The organism is Chryseobacterium sp. B21-037 (genome assembly GCF_028570785.1).
Classification (GTDB): Bacteria; Bacteroidota; Bacteroidia; order Flavobacteriales; family Weeksellaceae; genus Chryseobacterium; species Chryseobacterium proteolyticum.
Genome location: NZ_JALGCB010000001.1, coordinates 37455 through 52517 on the forward strand (window position 1 = coordinate 37455; position 15063 = coordinate 52517).

Consider the following 15063-nt stretch of genomic DNA (forward strand, 5'->3'; position numbering starts at 1 on the left):
ATATGAAAAAAGCCGATTTATATATCCGTGTGTCAACTGATGAGCAAGCAGATAAGGGATACTCACAAAGAGATCAGGAGGAGCGATTGAAACGGTACTGTGAAAACAATAGCATTCAGGTAGGCCAAATAATTTATGAAGATTACTCAGCAAAGACTTTTAACAGGCCAGAGTGGATTAAATTACTGGATACACTTAAGAAAAAAAGCTCGAAAACGAATCTACTGCTTTTTACAAAATGGGATCGCTTCAGCAGGAACGCTGGTGATGCCTATCAAATGATTAATATACTTAGGAAAATTAACGTAGAGCCGCAGGCCATTGAGCAACCTTTAGATCTTTCAATTCCAGAAAATAAAATGATGTTGGCTATATATCTTGCTGCGCCAGAAGTCGAAAACGACAGGCGCGCTTTGAATACTTATTATGGAATGCGCCGCGCTAAAAAAGAAGGCAGATTAATGGGAAGGGCGCCTTACGGCTATGCTAACAAAATAACGGAGAACGGAAAAAAGTATGTAACTCTGAAGGAACCAGAAGCTTCTAACATGAGATGGGCATTTAACGAAATGTCAAAAGGCGTATATTCAGCGAGCCAGATAATGGATATGATGAACAGAAAGGAAGGGAAATCAGTTAAGATAAGTGCCTTTCTTGCAAGTTTACGCAATACCGCATATTGTGGGAAGATTTACGTGGAGCAATTCAATGAAGAGGAGGCTCATTTTGTTAAAAGTATTCACGAACCTCTGATAAGTGAAGAACTATTCGAAAAAGTTCAATGTATAATGGATGGAAATGTGAATCCAGCCAGACCCAATGTAAAAGTATTGTCTGACGATAATTTACCATTAAGAGGTTTCCTAGTTTGTCCGGATTGTGGTCATCTGATCACCGGTAGTGCTTCTACGGGACGTTCTGGAAATAAATATTATTACTACCATTGCCAGTCTCCGTGTTCATACCGGTACAAATCTGAGATTATTAATTCAAAATTTTTAGAGCTATTGCAGTCATTGGAAATGCGCGCATCTATAAAAAACTACTTAAAAAAGGTATTGAAACAAAATTTTGAAAAATTAATTAATAATCCCCAAAAAGAAAGGAAAGTAATTCTATTAGAGATAGACCGTTTAAACAGCAGATTGAAACAGGCGAGAAATAAACTGATGGAAGGGGTAATTGATGATGAAGATTATTTTGAAATTAAAACCGAATGTAAAGGGCAAATTGAAAAGCTCGAAGCTAAATTAACTAAAGGAAAAGATAATAAAAAAATAGATTTTTTAAAACTACTAGACCAAGCATTATCGAACCTGGTAGATCTTGCGAAAATCTATACTGACGGGGATATTGACGTGAAACGCAAAATAATTGGTTCGATATTTCCCCAAAAATTGCAATTTTCAAAAAATCATTATCGAACCACCCGACCTAATGTTTTACTCTCTTATATATATCAGATAAACAATGAGTTAGGGGCTAAAAAAAACCGGAAAGAAAGTGAATTATCACCTCTTTCCGGTCTTGTACCCAGGACCGGGATCGAACCGGTACTCCTAAGAACTGGTGTTTGAGACCAGCGCGTCTACCAATTCCGCCACCTGGGCTTGCTTTAAATTGGTGTGCAAATATAGAAACTTTTCTTACAATCTGAAAACTTTTTATCAATTTTTCTTTAAAAATTTAATTCGAGGCCATCGTAAGCCAGGTGCATTCCGGGCGGAAGTAATTTATCTTCAACATCATGCAATCCTAAATGATGACTGATATGGGTAAGGAATAATTGTTTGGGTTGAAGCTCTTCAAACAGCTTTATCGTGTCCGGAACTATAAAATGGGCAGGATGGGGATCAAATTTTCTGATCGCATTTAAGATTAAAACATCAAGATCTTTCAGCTTTTCCTTTTCTACATCGGAAATAAAGCTTGCATCTGTGATATAGGCAAGCTTCTTGAATTTATATCCAAAAATAGCGATCTGATGATGCATGACTTCAATAGGAGTAATCAACGTATCAAGAATGGTAAAAGGCTGGTTTTTTATTTCGTGCAGATCAAAGGCCGGAGCTCCCGGATATCTTACATCCGCAAAGGCATAAGGAAAACGGTTTTTAATTTCGTTTCCTACTCTTTCATTGCAGTATATGGGCATATTCTGGCCGCTTTTGAAGATAAGGGGCCGCATATCATCAAGGCCGATGATGTGGTCATTATGTTCGTGCGTAATTAAAGCGATATCTACCGTCGTTTCGTGGTTCACCAACATCTGCTGCCTGAAATCCGGGCCGCAGTCGATGAGTATTTTTCGGTTTTCTTCTGTAGTGATCATTACGGAAGATCGTAAGCGGCTGTCTTTGGGATTATCCGAAGTGCAGACCTCACATGTGCAGCCAATAACGGGTACACCCTGGGAAGTACCTGTTCCTAAAAATTTCAACTTCATTTTGTTTTGAGGTTGGTATTAATTTTGGTAAATTTACAAAAAATTTAATGTCCTAATGTATCAGAAACTAACTCCTAAACAAAAAGCATTAACAATTAATCTAGATCCTACTATTTATGGTACTTTCGCGGAAATTGGAGCAGGGCAGGAGACTGTTCGGCATTTTTTTAGAGCAGGAGGCGCTTCGGGTACAATCGCTAAGGCGATGTCTGCTTATGACAAAGATTTTAGTGATGCGATCTATGGAAAAGAAGCTAAAAACAGGTATGTAACTCAGAACAGACTTCGTAAAATGCTTCGCTATGAAGTTGCCTTGATCGAAGAAAGGATTTCCAGGGAAAACAGCCCGAACAGAAAATTTTTTTCCTATGCCAATACGGTAACAACCATCAATTTTGATAAAACGCTTAAAGGTCACGGTTGGGTAGGAATCCGTTTTCAGGTAAAAGAAAACGAAGGTTATAACGAAATCGTTATCCACGTAAAGTTTAAAGAGAATGATGCTACATTACAGCAGGAGACTCTTGGAAATTTAGGAGTAAATCTGATCTTTGGAGCTTTTACATATTATGATAATCCACGAACCTTAATCGAGTCATTATATGATGACATAGCGACCGACAATCTGGAAATTGATATGATAGATTTCAGCGGGCCGGCGTTTGATTATGTGGATAACAGGCTGATGTCTTTACAGTTGGTGAAAAACAATATGACGGATGCCGTTATTTTTAATAGCCAGGGTAATAACATGCTTCCTGCAGATATTTTATACAAGAAGAATATCTTTGCGGTAAGAGGAAGTTTCAGGCCGGTGACCAAAGTGAATATTGATATGCTGCAAAACGGTATTGATCTATTTATGAAGGATGCTGCCTGTACGGAAGAACAAACGGAAATCCTGATTGAAATTACCATTTCCAACCTTCGTGCTGATGGTGATATCGATGAAAGAGACTTTATGGACAGGGTGGATATCCTCGGTAAATTAGGATATACCGTAATTGTATCGAACTTCTCCGAATATTACCGATTGATCGATTATTTTGCCTCATATACAAGCGGAAATATAGGAGTTGCGATGGGGGTAAATAACCTGTTGATGGTGTTTGACGAGAAATACTATAAGAATCTTTCAGGAGGAATCCTGGAAGCTTTTGGTAAATTTTTCCGTAACGGAATGAGGGTTTACTTATATCCGTATAAGGATCCTGAAACTCATGAGTTGTTAGATTCATCAACGCTAAAAGTAGAGGAAAACTTAAAAGAGCTCTATAAATATTTCAAACTCAATAACCGTATCGTAGATATTGAAAACTATAATCCGGAATTCCTGGAAATATACTCCAGAGAAATATTGAGAAAAATCGCCTGCAATATCAAAGGCTGGGAAACTCAGGTTCCGGAAGGAGTTGCAGAAATGATCAAAGAGCGTGGAATGTTCGGTTATAAAGAAGAGCTTTCCTTCAAACAATTTTCTTAAAACAATAATATAATGTCAGAATTAAAGAAAAGACTTTCTTCTATTCTTGAAAGTCCAAAACATAATACAGAAGAAAAACTCCAGAAAGTTTGCCATCTGTTGGATCAGGAGATCTCCTATTTCAACTGGACAGGTTTCTATTTTAAAAATGGAGACAAAGAAGAATTGATATTGGGTCCTTATGTAGGAGCAGAGACAGATCACACCATCATCCCTTATGGGAAAGGAATTTGCGGACAGGTTGCTGTTTCCAATGAAACGTTTGTGGTTCCTGACGTTCATCAGGAATCTAATTATTTAAGCTGTTCGATAGATACAAAGGCAGAAATTGTGGTTCCTATCTTTAAAAATGGTGAAAATGTAGGGCAGATAGATATCGATTCCCACACAATAGATCCGTTTACCAGTGAAGACCGCGAATTATTGGAATGGCTTTGTAATGAAGTTTCAAAGATCCTTTAATTGATCAACATCTATAAAAATATAACTCCGGAAGTCAAGCCGGAGTTTTTTATTTTATGTCTGAAATCATGGTTTAGGATAACTGTACTCTATGGCATTTTATAAATCAATTTCAGCCACCAGTTCCTTAAAGTAGTTTCCACATTTTGCAATATGGGTCCCATACCAGGAGAAAGCTTCTCCATCTACGATGATTATTTTTTTATCAGGGTAATATTCCTTTAATTCTGCAATATGTTTTTCTTTAAAAGGGAAAGGTTCTGAAGAAAGCATGATCAGGTCTGTATCTGCCAGGTCCTGAATGGTTACCTCCGGATAGCGGGTTTTATCTTTAAAGCTGTTTTCAAAACCTATTTCCGTCAAGATCCTGTGAATAAAAGTATCCGCACCTACTGTCATATAAGGGTTTTTCCAGATGAGATAGGCAGCCTTGATCTTAGAGCTGATTTTAGTCTGATTTAAAACCTCGTAGATCTTTAGATTATAGGCTTTAGCCCTTTCTTCTTTTTGAAAGATATTGCCCAGAGTTTTCAGTAGATAATAATTGTCTTCAATAGTTTCAACGTTGGTTACAACCACTTTGAAATCTTCCATCAAAGCTTCTACCTGTTCTTTGATGTTTTCTTCTTTATTGGCAAGGATAAGGTCTGGTTGCAGGCCTTTAATCTTTTCGATATTCAGATTTTTTGTTCCACCGATAACGGGAACGTTTTTGATTTTGTCTTTGGGATGAATACAGAATTTTGTTCTTCCGATAATCTCATCTTCAGTTAAACCCAAATCAAATAGAGCCTCCGTAATAGAGGGTACCAGAGAAATAACTTTCATTTTTAGACTTTGCCTAAAATTACAAAAGTTTTCCTGATGATAAAAATATTAATAATTCATTATTTATTGTTTTATTTTTAGATAAAATCTCTGTTTTATCTATTGATAAAGGATTTTTTACTATTTAATTCATTTTGTAGTGTAATATTTTTTATAAATCTCTATATTTGGTCTCTTAACTAATTTAATTTATGAGAAAAACATTAATTCTTTTGACTACTATGCTTCTAATTACTTCATGTTCCAGTGATGACGAAGTATTAGTAAATAATACAGACATTAAAAAAAATAGTAAAATTCAATCATCAAAGATAGAGTTAGAATCAAAGAGTGCTCCTCCCTCTCCATTTATTGCTTATAATGGTGATTTTGCAAGGGTAAACGATAATGGGCATACTTTGTATTACATTAAATTTATGGGAAAATGGAGACATATTGATAATCAAGCTACATGGGATGGGCTCTTTATTAATAAAAGTTTTAAATTTGATCTTCCATCTATCAGCAGTTTAATTTCTACTACTCAAACTGAAGTAAGAACTCCGATTTTTCTAGATAACGGGCTGATGCAAAATCCAAATAATGGAAAGATATATTTTAGGGAAGGAAGTACATTAAGATGGATACCAACAATGGATATTTTTAATCAATATCACTTTAATCCAGCTGTTGTCGTTCAGTCGACAGAGACTGAAAACCCTTCAAAGTACACACAGTTACCAGATTTTAAAGATGGTATTTATGACTAAAGATAAGAAAGCTTCATATTATGAAGCTTTTTTTATTTTAGGTACGTTTTCGCTATAAAAGTTTACCGGTTAAGAAAAGTCCGGCTACGGAAAAGTAAATTATTAATCCTGTAACATCCACTAGGGTAGCTACAAAAGGAGCAGATGACGTTGCAGGGTCGAGTTTTAATTTTTTTAGAATGAATGGAACCATCGAACCGGAAAGGGTTCCCCAAAGCACAATCAATACCAGGGAAACGGCTACGCTTAAACCTACATATACCCAATGGGCACCATAGCTGAAGAACCCGGCTTCATGCCAGATCATGATCCTTAAAAATCCGATAAGGCCAAGTATTCCTCCGAGGAACAACCCGGTAAAGATTTCTTTCCTCATTACATACCACCAGTCTTTTAATCCGATTTCCTGAAGTGCCATCGCCCGGATGATAAGCGTTGCAGCCTGTGAGCCGGAGTTTCCACCACTGGAGATAATTAATGGGACAAATAATGCCAGTACAACGGCTTTTTGAATTTCATCCTCGAAATATCCCATTGCCGAGGCAGTAAGCATTTCGGAAAAGAATAATATGATCAGCCACATTCCTCTTTTTTTGACCATTTCGATGAGGGAAGTCTGGGTGTATGGTAAATCAAGGGCTTCAAGACCCCCGAATTTCTGGATATCTTCGGTGTTCTGCTGTTCGATCTGGTCAAGGATGTCATCGATGGTTACAATCCCTACAAGGACTCCTGATTCCGTGATAATGGGAAGTGCGGTGCGGTCATATTTTTCGAAATAGGTAACTGCATCCTCTTTTGAGGTCATTGTGGTAATGGCAACAAAGTGGTTATCCGTTAATTCCGAAACAAGAGTATCTTCTTCTGCCAGTAATAGACTACCAAGCGCTAAATCGTCAATGAGGCGGTTTCTTTCATCTACTACATACAGATGGTTCATTGTTTCCACCCTTTTTCCTACTTTCTTGATCTGCTGTAAACATTTCTTCACAGTCCATTCCTTACGGATCTGGATGTAATACGGAGTCATCAGACGGGCAATGGAGTCGGAATGGTATCCTAAAAGCTTTAATGCAATCCTCCTTTCCTGTGGGTTAAGATGATTGATTGAATACTTAATAAGCTCATCAGGAAAATCTTCAAACAGGGCAGTCCTGTCATCCGGAGTCATCGCATTCAGGATCTCTGAAACTTCATCACTACCGATACTTCTGATCGTTTCCTCCTGGAAATCAGGATCAAGATGGGAGAAAACCTCTGCTTTGTATTCTTTAGGAACCTTTAAAAACGCCAGGAGCCTTTCATCAGCAGGAAGGTTGCTAAGAGTTTCGGCAATATCGGCAGGATTTAAGATAAGTTCGTCAGTATAATTCAAAGCGTGAGATTTTAGGATATGCAAAAATAATTCAATTTTTTAAAATTGACCAATGATGTGACAAAATTAAGGATTTATTAAAGTTTTACACCTGTATTGAATGGCTATGACATTTTATCAATAAAAAAACATCCGCTTATTGCGGATGTCCGGTGAAATTTTAAATTTCATACTCTGTATTTTATTCTATAGGTTCACAGTTCGGTATATCGGAAGCAATACACATTCCGCCGGAGCAGCACTCCCCGAAGCCACACTGTGACGAGTTCTTACATTTGGTTATCGGACCAGCACCTTTTATTTCCTTTTGTTGATTCCGGTTTAGTTTTTTAAGATTTTTCATAGCAGTTTTAATTTTAGTTTGTTTCAGTTAAGCCTCAATGCATGCAGTTGGTACGCATATGTTATTGCAGCACCATGCTCCAAAACATTGGGAATGGTCTGTACATCTTTTAAGAGCTCCTCCGTTAATTGCTTTTTGTTCCTGTCTGTTGAGTTTTTTAAGATTTTTCATAGTAAATAGTGTTTAAATTATACATTCGATGATTAATGATATTAAAATTCTAAGCATGCATCGATAACACATGTGCCATTGCAACACCATCCTCCAAAGCATTGCGAATGATCGTTGCATCTTATAAGGCCTCCACCTTTAATTGCCTTTTGTTCCTGTCGGTCTAATTTTTTTAAATTTTTCATAGTATGTAGGTTTTAATGAATGACTAATTTAATAAAAAATCATTTATTATTCACATTATTGTAGAGTTATTTGTCTGTTGAATATTTTTTTTATCTATTGAGGCAGAGTTTGTTAAGGATAAAAAAAACACCTGCGAATATCGCAGGTGTAATAATGAATTTAAAAAATGAAGAGATTTATTTTCTATAATTAAAATTTTATAAGATTAACAAGATGAAATGCTCGATAGATGAATAAGGCAATGTATTAAAACATATTTGCCCTCTTTATGTAGATTTATTGAAGTATTTCATGGTGTGTTAATTTTTAGTTTATGACTAAATTAACAAAAATATTTGAATTATTCACAAATAATTTTAAAAATTTTTATCAAAATTTATTAAAATTGTGATATGTAATGAATTATGAAAAAAAATAGAATTGTTAGAATCCTGCTTCTGAGGAAGGTTTTATTTTTCTTAGTTTCCTAAGAATCGCTTTTATAGCTCCGTTTGTTCCGATTTTTATAGAATTCTCTGCAGAACCCAGAAGACGCATATTTTTCCTATAGGTATCATAGTCGGATTCCGTAATAAGGTTGCCGGTTGCATCAAAAAGTTTCATACTCACAACAACCTGGTTGGAGAACACATACTTTCCAATTCCCACTTTAAAGTATTTAACTTTCGGAACAACGGCAAAATCAGCATCATTGTTGATGCAGTAATCAGCAATCGTCTGTGCATCCACGCTGTCAAAGGGAATCTGGATTTCGGTACGCAGCATTTTATTCTTTTTATAGCCGCTTAAATTATCTGAAACAGCACTGAAAAATGCATGATTGGTAGGTTCTTTTATTTCATCAATATCAGGCTCTACCTCGGGATTGAAGTATAAAACCTTTTTTATCCTGTCCTCAGAAGAAGCACCCTTTTGTGCTTTCACTGAAATACTGATCAATAAAAAAATGGAAACCGTAGTAAAAAGTAAAGTTTTTCTCATTTGTCTTCGTTTGCAAAATTACTCTCTTTTAATGGGATGGCATACATTTTATTAAGAAATTTTTAACATTTTTTTCTATCAATTTTGATATATGAAATCAATAATGTTTTGCCGGATTAAAAATTAGTCGTACTTTTGCACCCGTTACATAATAATCATTAAACAATATTGGAATGTACTTAACAACAGAAAAAAAGCAGGAAATTTTCTCAAAACACGGGAAATCTGCACAGGACACAGGAAGTGCTGAAGGGCAAGTAGCTCTTTTCACTTACAGAATCAATCACTTATCTCAACACTTAAAGGCGAACCGTCACGATTTTGCAACGGAAAGATCTTTGGTGAAATTAGTAGGTAAAAGAAAAAGTTTACTAGATTACCTTAAAAATAAAGATATCGAAAGATACAGAGCAATTATTGCTGAACTAGGTTTAAGAAAATAGTCTACAAGATTTTCAAAAAATAAAAAGCAACTTCTTACGAGGTTGCTTTTTTATTTTAACAATAAATTTAAATTTAGTTAATAATATTATTAATTTATACCAAATGAATACTTAGATTTGCCAATCTTAAAGTAAACTGATGTTTTTAAGGCATTTCTACCTGATTGTATCCGGCCTTATTTCTGCTTGCTGCTATTCGCAGGAAAATGAAATACCAAGACCATCTTCATTCGTTCTGTCTGGCGGATTCGAATATGGTAATATTCTACGGACTAACGAACCGTTAAAAGGATACAAGAATACTAATTATACCGGTTATTCTGTTCAGATTCTCAAACAAACCGCAGGTAATAAACATTGGGAAAAACAGTATAATTATCCCCAATATGGTATTGGATTCTTTGCTTTCGATTTTCTTGATAATAAAGAGATGGGATCACCATTTGGAATATATGGTGTCTACAACGCGAAACTCGGACAATGGGGAAAACTGAAGTGGTATCACCATGTAGATTTTGGAATTGCTTTTAATTCAAATCCATTCGATGAAGATCATGGATATTACAACACGTCTTTAGGATCCAGAACGAATATGTTCATCAGTTTGGGTACGGGAATTTATTATGAACTCGGTCGTCATTTTGACATCGGACTGAATCTGAAATTCAATCATCTTTCGAACGGGTCATTAAAGTTTCCGAACAAAGGATTGAATACTTTTGCTCCACAGATCAGCCTTGTCTATTATCCCGAAAGAGCAGTTCCACGAACCAATGATTCAATTTCATTTAACACAAAGAAATATAACACCCTTGAAGTTTCGGCTTTCGGAGGGAGGAAAAATATTTTTTACAGGGGCGGGCAACGTGAGGAATTGAAAAAACTTTATGAAGGTTTTAATTATTCCGTTTATGGGGTAGAAGCTTTTTATATGCATCAATATTCTTCTAAGTCGGCGTATGGACTTGGAGTGGGCATTACTCATGACGAACAGTACAACCACACCATGTATGTGGCTGATAGTACACTTTACCAGCAAAAACGTTTTTCACATGATCAGTTATTGTTTAGTGTAATTCCTTCTTACAGGTTGATCATCGGTAAATTGAATGTGAATGTAGGAGCGGGTTATTATCTGTTTAAGAAAGAACGTAAATACGACAGCCCTGCTTTTTTTCAAAAAATAGGATTACAGTACCAGATCACAGATCGCCTCTTTGCTTCTTTTGGGATCAATGCGTATGACCTGCACATTGCAGACTATCTTGAATGGAGGATCGGATATACTTTTTCCAGAAGGGAAAGAAGATAGGGATCTGTATATATGCTCACAAAAAAAGCTTCATTTAAAATATTCCTTTACTGTGAAATGGATCATTTTAAATGAAGCCGTATTATTTTATTCTGTATTTTAATTAATGCCCTGACTTTGCTTCCGTGCTTTTCACATGTCCCAGATACCGGGTGCAGTAAGCTCCGAAAATAAGGATAACCAGATAACAGAATACAGGAATAATAAAGGAATGTTGTACTCCGAACTGATCAGCAAGGTATCCCTGGAAAATAGGAACAATGGCACCTCCCAGAATTGCCATAACTACTAAAGATGATCCCTGGCTTGTGTATTTTCCCAGCCCGGAAATAGCAAGCGTGTAAATATTGGAGAACATGATTGAATTGAAAATTCCTATACCTAAAATACTGTACATCGCCAGTTCACCATGATTGACCATTGCTGAGATGAGCAATGCGACATTTACAGCGGCAAAAATAGATAGCGTCCTTGCAGGAGCAGCTTTACCTACAAAGAATGCAACGAAATTAAGTACGATAAATACAAGGAAAAAGCTGATCTGCGAAAATGTAAGATTAACGATACTGAAGATCACCAGGAAAACCAAGCTTGCGGCACCTGCCATATAAATGGCTTTTCTTCCCTGACTGATAGACTGGTTCAATGAAATAGCACCAAGAAAACGGCCAATCATAGCACCTCCCCAATACAGGGAAAGGTAATTCTTACTGATGATTTCATTAAAGCCCATTACCTGGGGCTGTTCCAGGAAACTGATGATAAAGCTGCCCACAGCAACTTCTCCTCCTACATAGCAGAACATTGCAAAAACGCCAAATTTAAGATGGCTGAATTCCAATGCTCCCCAACCTTTTACGATTTCTTCTTCTGCCGTCTGGAAAGAAGGTAGTTTTACTCTTGAAATCAGTAAGGCAACCAGTAACAGGATAGCTGCAAAAATAAGATAAGGAATCCTGGTGGCTACGGCACTGAATGATCCGTCCGGAGCCGAGAAGAATTCGAAAATAAGATGTCCGCCCAGCACCGGGGCTATGGTGGTTCCGAATGCGTTGAATGCCTGGGTCATGTTCAGACGGCTTGAGGCAGATTCTTCGCTTCCCAATAGAGAAACATATGCATTGGCTGTGATCTGTAATACGGTAAATCCTAATCCTAAAATAAACAAAGCTCCAAGAAATAAAGGATAATAAGAAAAAGTAGCCGCAGGATAAAATAAAATACATCCGAAAGCTGCCAGGAAAATACCGAAGATGATTCCTTTTTTATAGCCTACTTTATTAATGGGGTCTCCTTTGGAGATAGAAATAAAGAAATAGATTAATGAGCCGATGAAATAGGCGCCGAAGAAGCAAAACTGAACGAGCATAGACTCAAAGAAAGTGAGGCTGAAAAGCTGTTTCAGATAAGGAATCAGGATATCATTCATACAGGTAATAAACCCCCACATAAAAATAACAAGGTAATGGTGATCAAAGGAACCGTATAATTCCTGTTTTGCGACTTTACTTCTTTATTAATCATAAACATTTATTTAAAAGAAAGAGATGATAATACGCTCCTTCAATGGGTTATAAAAAGATGAATTTTTTAATGTGTTTTTCCCGGAAGAAAATAGATTTAAAAAACAGGGCAAATATAGGGGAACAACTTTTTTTTCTGCAACTTTTAAGAGGCTTTTTATGTTAATTTTATCTGTAAATACAATTATTATCTCTAATTGAGACAAAAACAAAGCTGAAATAAACTGATGTTGAAAAATAAAAGGCTGAAAAGTAGAGTTATAGGAGTAATAGATTCGTTGAGGAACATCCTTAAATTCTTTGTCGTTTTTTCTGATCAGGCAATTTTTTAGACGCTCAAATAAGTGATTGAAGGATAGTTGATTACTTCCCATGCCTCTTTTCTTTTTTATAGTGCCAGTTACCGGGAAAATAGTTTATCTTTGCAAACAAAATTTAGACGAATTTATATCAATCACACTCAATACGGAGTGTTTAAACAAAATTATTTATGAGTATACCTCAAGCGTTTACAGAAACGATTACTCTTGCAGACGGCAGAGAAATCACTATTGAAACAGGTAAATTAGCAAAACAGGCTGATGGTTCTGTAGTAGTAAAAATGGGTGGAACAATGCTTTTAGCAACTGTTGTAGCCAATAAAGAAGCTAATCCTGGTGTAGATTTCTTACCATTAACAGTAGATTACAGAGAAAAATTCTATGCAGGAGGAAAAATTCCTGGAAATTTTTTCCGTAGAGAAGCAAGACCTTCAGATCAGGAAATTTTAACCATGCGTTTGGTGGACAGAGTTCTTCGTCCGCTTTTCCCTGAAGATTTCCATGCGGAAGTTCAGGTAATGATTTCCCTGATTTCTTACGACGGACAATCTATTCCTGATGATTTGGCAGGTTTGGCGGCTTCTGCTGCAATTGCTATTACCGATATCCCTTTCAACGGACCGATGTCTGAAGTGAGAGTGGTAAGATTTGACGGAAAATTAGCGATTAATCCAAGATATGAAGATCTTAAAGATTCTGAGCTGGATATTATGGTTGGAGCTACCAAAGACTCGATCGTAATGGTAGAAGGAGAGATGAAAGAAATTTCTGAGCAGGAAATGCTGGAAGCGATCATCTTTGCACATGCTGAAATTAAAAAACAAATTGAAGCTCAGGAAAGACTTGCTGAAAAAGTAGGTAAAGCTTTCCCGAAAAGAGAATACAACCACGAAATTCATGACGAAGATATTCGTGAGAAAGTGTGGAAAGAAACATATGATAAAGTATACGAAGTTGCCAAGCAACCTTCAGGTAAAGAAGAGAGAGGAGAGAAATTCAAAGCTGTTCTTGAGGAGTTTTTAGCACAATATGTTGATAATCCTGAAGAACTGGAAAGAGTATCACCTTTCGCAAAAGTATATTATCATGATGTAGAAAAAGAGGCTATGCGTCAGATGATCCTTGAAGACAACATCCGTCTTGATGGTCGTGATCCTAAAACGATCCGTCCGATCTGGTCGGAAATTGATTATCTTCCTGGAGCGCACGGTTCTGCAATTTTCACAAGAGGAGAAACACAATCATTAACAGCTGTAACTTTAGGATCTGTAAAAGATGCGAATATGGTAGACAGCGTGATGGCGAATTATGACGAGAAATTCTTCCTTCATTATAACTTCCCTCCGTTCTCAACAGGTGAAGCCAGACCTTTAAGAGGAACTTCAAGAAGAGAAGTAGGACACGGAAATCTTGCTCAAAGAGCTTTACAGGCTGTAATTCCTGAAGAAAATCCATACACGATCAGAATTGTTTCCGATATCCTGGAATCTAACGGTTCTTCTTCTATGGCAACTGTTTGCGCAGGAACATTAGCATTAATGGATGCCGGAGTACAGATTACAAAACCGGTTTCCGGAATTGCGATGGGACTTATTACCGATACTAAATCCGGGAAATTCACGGTACTTTCCGATATCCTTGGGGATGAAGATCACCTGGGAGATATGGACTTTAAAGTAACGGGTACGGCAGAAGGAATCACGGCTTGTCAGATGGATATTAAAATCCAGGGGCTTTCTATGGATATCATGGAGCAGGCTTTAATGCAGGCTAAAGACGGAAGATTACATATCCTTAATAAAATTACGGAAACAATTGCTGAGCCTAGAGCTGATGTTAAGCCTCATGCACCGAAAATGGTGGTTATGGAGATTGCAAAAGACTTTATTGGTGCAGTGATCGGACCTGGTGGAAAAATCATTCAACAATTACAAAAAGATACGGATACTGTTATTGCTATTGAAGAAATAGGCGAGATCGGACGTATTGAAATTGCAGGAACAGACAGAGAGAAAATCAATGCAGCTGTTGCGAAGATCAATGAAATTACTTTCGTACCGGTAGTAGGGGAAGTATACAAAGGGAAAGTAGTGAAAGTAATGGATTTCGGAGCTTTTGTAGCGATTGCAAAAGGTACGGAAGGTCTTCTTCACATTTCTGAGATCGAATGGTCACGTCTTGATAAAGTTCCTTACGCTGAAGGAGATGAAGTAGAAGTGAAGTTTATGGGTTACGATGACCGTAAGAAAATGAAATTATCCCGTAAAGTTTTATTACCAAGACCACCAAAGCCGGAGCAAAAACCGAGACAGGAAAGACCTGAAGGTGGTAAACCCGCAGCGCAAACGCCAAAGGAAAATGAAAAGCCTTCAACTGAAGCATAAGATATAGCTTTTAGTAGCATAAAAAATCCCTCCACAAGAGGGATTTTTCTTTTGGGA

At 36.8% G+C, this 15063-nt stretch carries 15 protein-coding genes and 1 tRNA gene; 7 read left to right on the forward strand and 9 right to left on the reverse strand.

All coding sequences use genetic code 11. The annotated features are described in order from the left end of the window. The first annotated feature begins 2 nt into the window (after positions 1-2). On the forward strand, positions 3-1577 hold the full coding sequence (locus MTQ00_RS00210; RefSeq protein WP_273651037.1) for a recombinase family protein: 1575 nt from the start codon (positions 3-5) through the stop codon (positions 1575-1577). On the opposite strand, the gene MTQ00_RS00215 is transcribed toward MTQ00_RS00210, so the two are convergent. Continuing rightward, positions 1531-1610 (reverse strand) — tRNA-Leu (locus MTQ00_RS00215). The genes MTQ00_RS00210 and MTQ00_RS00215 overlap by 47 nt on opposite strands. A gap of 68 nt (positions 1611-1678) precedes the next feature. Then, on the reverse strand, positions 1679-2446 hold the full coding sequence (locus MTQ00_RS00220; RefSeq protein WP_273647265.1) for an MBL fold metallo-hydrolase: 768 nt from the start codon (positions 2444-2446) through the stop codon (positions 1679-1681). A 55-nt stretch (positions 2447-2501) separates the two neighbouring features. Between MTQ00_RS00220 and MTQ00_RS00225 the strand changes: the two genes are divergently transcribed. Next, complete coding sequence (locus MTQ00_RS00225) at positions 2502-3929, forward strand: TonB-dependent receptor (protein WP_172276883.1); 1428 nt, start codon at positions 2502-2504, stop codon at positions 3927-3929. Between the two features lie 12 nt (positions 3930-3941). Continuing rightward, a complete protein-coding gene (locus tag MTQ00_RS00230; protein ID WP_172276886.1) occupies positions 3942-4391 on the forward strand; it encodes a GAF domain-containing protein in 450 nt (149 codons plus the stop codon). Between the two features lie 99 nt (positions 4392-4490). Here MTQ00_RS00230 and MTQ00_RS00235 read toward each other — a convergent pair whose 3' ends face one another. Continuing rightward, on the reverse strand, positions 4491-5219 hold the full coding sequence (locus MTQ00_RS00235; protein WP_273647268.1) for an ABC transporter substrate-binding protein: 729 nt from the start codon (positions 5217-5219) through the stop codon (positions 4491-4493). A gap of 191 nt (positions 5220-5410) precedes the next feature. Here MTQ00_RS00235 and MTQ00_RS00240 point away from each other — a divergent pair, with 191 nt between their 5' ends. After that, the gene (locus tag MTQ00_RS00240) at positions 5411-5968 is read left to right on the forward strand and encodes a hypothetical protein (RefSeq protein ID WP_273647269.1); all 558 of its coding nucleotides are present in this window, start codon (positions 5411-5413) and stop codon (positions 5966-5968) included. 52 nt (positions 5969-6020) lie between these two features. On the opposite strand, the gene mgtE is transcribed toward MTQ00_RS00240, so the two are convergent. The 5 genes from mgtE to MTQ00_RS00255 all read right to left on the reverse strand — a co-directional run bounded on the left by mgtE (position 6021) and on the right by MTQ00_RS00255 (position 9024). Continuing rightward, entirely contained in the window at positions 6021-7343 is a 1323-nt protein-coding gene (gene mgtE, locus MTQ00_RS00245) for a magnesium transporter (protein ID WP_172276892.1), read from the reverse strand. A 181-nt stretch (positions 7344-7524) separates the two neighbouring features. Beyond that, on the reverse strand, positions 7525-7686 hold the full coding sequence (locus tag MTQ00_RS22320) for a bacteriocin-like protein (RefSeq protein WP_407933709.1): 162 nt from the start codon (positions 7684-7686) through the stop codon (positions 7525-7527). Positions 7687-7713: 27 nt separating this feature from the next. After that, positions 7714-7857: a bacteriocin-like protein gene (locus MTQ00_RS00250; protein ID WP_172276895.1), complete on the reverse strand. Its 144-nt coding sequence runs from the start codon at positions 7855-7857 to the stop codon at positions 7714-7716. Between the two features lie 41 nt (positions 7858-7898). Beyond that, positions 7899-8042, reverse strand: coding sequence for a bacteriocin-like protein (locus MTQ00_RS22325; protein ID WP_407933710.1), 144 nt, complete (start codon positions 8040-8042; stop codon positions 7899-7901). Positions 8043-8466: 424 nt separating this feature from the next. Then, positions 8467-9024 (reverse strand): pyruvate decarboxylase, encoded by a 558-nt coding sequence (locus MTQ00_RS00255; RefSeq protein ID WP_273647270.1) that lies wholly within the window; start codon positions 9022-9024, stop codon positions 8467-8469. A 173-nt stretch (positions 9025-9197) separates the two neighbouring features. Between MTQ00_RS00255 and rpsO the strand changes: the two genes are divergently transcribed. Continuing rightward, entirely contained in the window at positions 9198-9467 is a 270-nt protein-coding gene (gene rpsO, locus MTQ00_RS00260) for a 30S ribosomal protein S15 (RefSeq protein WP_172276901.1), read from the forward strand. Between the two features lie 139 nt (positions 9468-9606). Continuing rightward, on the forward strand, positions 9607-10779 hold the full coding sequence (locus tag MTQ00_RS00265) for an acyloxyacyl hydrolase (RefSeq protein ID WP_273647271.1): 1173 nt from the start codon (positions 9607-9609) through the stop codon (positions 10777-10779). A gap of 103 nt (positions 10780-10882) precedes the next feature. Here MTQ00_RS00265 and MTQ00_RS00270 read toward each other — a convergent pair whose 3' ends face one another. Then, entirely contained in the window at positions 10883-12208 is a 1326-nt protein-coding gene (locus MTQ00_RS00270; protein WP_273647273.1) for a sugar MFS transporter, read from the reverse strand. Between the two features lie 584 nt (positions 12209-12792). Here MTQ00_RS00270 and MTQ00_RS00275 point away from each other — a divergent pair. Then, positions 12793-15006, forward strand: coding sequence for a polyribonucleotide nucleotidyltransferase (locus MTQ00_RS00275; RefSeq protein WP_273647275.1), 2214 nt, complete (start codon positions 12793-12795; stop codon positions 15004-15006). The last annotated feature ends 57 nt before the right edge of the window (positions 15007-15063 follow it).

Excerpts from the sequence above, each read along its gene's own strand:
- MTQ00_RS00225 (WP_172276883.1), top strand. The coding sequence starts at position 2,502 with ATGTATCAGAAACTAACTCCTAAACAAAAAGCATTAACAATTAATCTA.
- MTQ00_RS00220 (WP_273647265.1), bottom strand. The coding sequence starts at position 2,446 with ATGAAGTTGAAATTTTTAGGAACAGGTACTTCCCAGGGTGTACCCGTT.
- MTQ00_RS00275 (WP_273647275.1), top strand. The coding sequence starts at position 12,793 with ATGAGTATACCTCAAGCGTTTACAGAAACGATTACTCTTGCAGACGGC.
- MTQ00_RS00250 (WP_172276895.1), bottom strand. The coding sequence starts at position 7,857 with ATGAAAAATCTTAAAAAACTCAACAGACAGGAACAAAAAGCAATTAAC.
- MTQ00_RS00210 (WP_273651037.1), top strand. The coding sequence starts at position 3 with ATGAAAAAAGCCGATTTATATATCCGTGTGTCAACTGATGAGCAAGCA.
- MTQ00_RS00240 (WP_273647269.1), top strand. The coding sequence starts at position 5,411 with ATGAGAAAAACATTAATTCTTTTGACTACTATGCTTCTAATTACTTCA.
- MTQ00_RS00235 (WP_273647268.1), bottom strand. The coding sequence starts at position 5,219 with ATGAAAGTTATTTCTCTGGTACCCTCTATTACGGAGGCTCTATTTGAT.
- rpsO (WP_172276901.1), top strand. The coding sequence starts at position 9,198 with ATGTACTTAACAACAGAAAAAAAGCAGGAAATTTTCTCAAAACACGGG.
- MTQ00_RS00270 (WP_273647273.1), bottom strand. The coding sequence starts at position 12,208 with ATGAATGATATCCTGATTCCTTATCTGAAACAGCTTTTCAGCCTCACT.
- MTQ00_RS00230 (WP_172276886.1), top strand. The coding sequence starts at position 3,942 with ATGTCAGAATTAAAGAAAAGACTTTCTTCTATTCTTGAAAGTCCAAAA.
- MTQ00_RS00265 (WP_273647271.1), top strand. The coding sequence starts at position 9,607 with ATGTTTTTAAGGCATTTCTACCTGATTGTATCCGGCCTTATTTCTGCT.
- MTQ00_RS22325 (WP_407933710.1), bottom strand. The coding sequence starts at position 8,042 with ATGAAAAATTTAAAAAAATTAGACCGACAGGAACAAAAGGCAATTAAA.
- MTQ00_RS22320 (WP_407933709.1), bottom strand. The coding sequence starts at position 7,686 with ATGAAAAATCTTAAAAAACTAAACCGGAATCAACAAAAGGAAATAAAA.
- MTQ00_RS00255 (WP_273647270.1), bottom strand. The coding sequence starts at position 9,024 with ATGAGAAAAACTTTACTTTTTACTACGGTTTCCATTTTTTTATTGATC.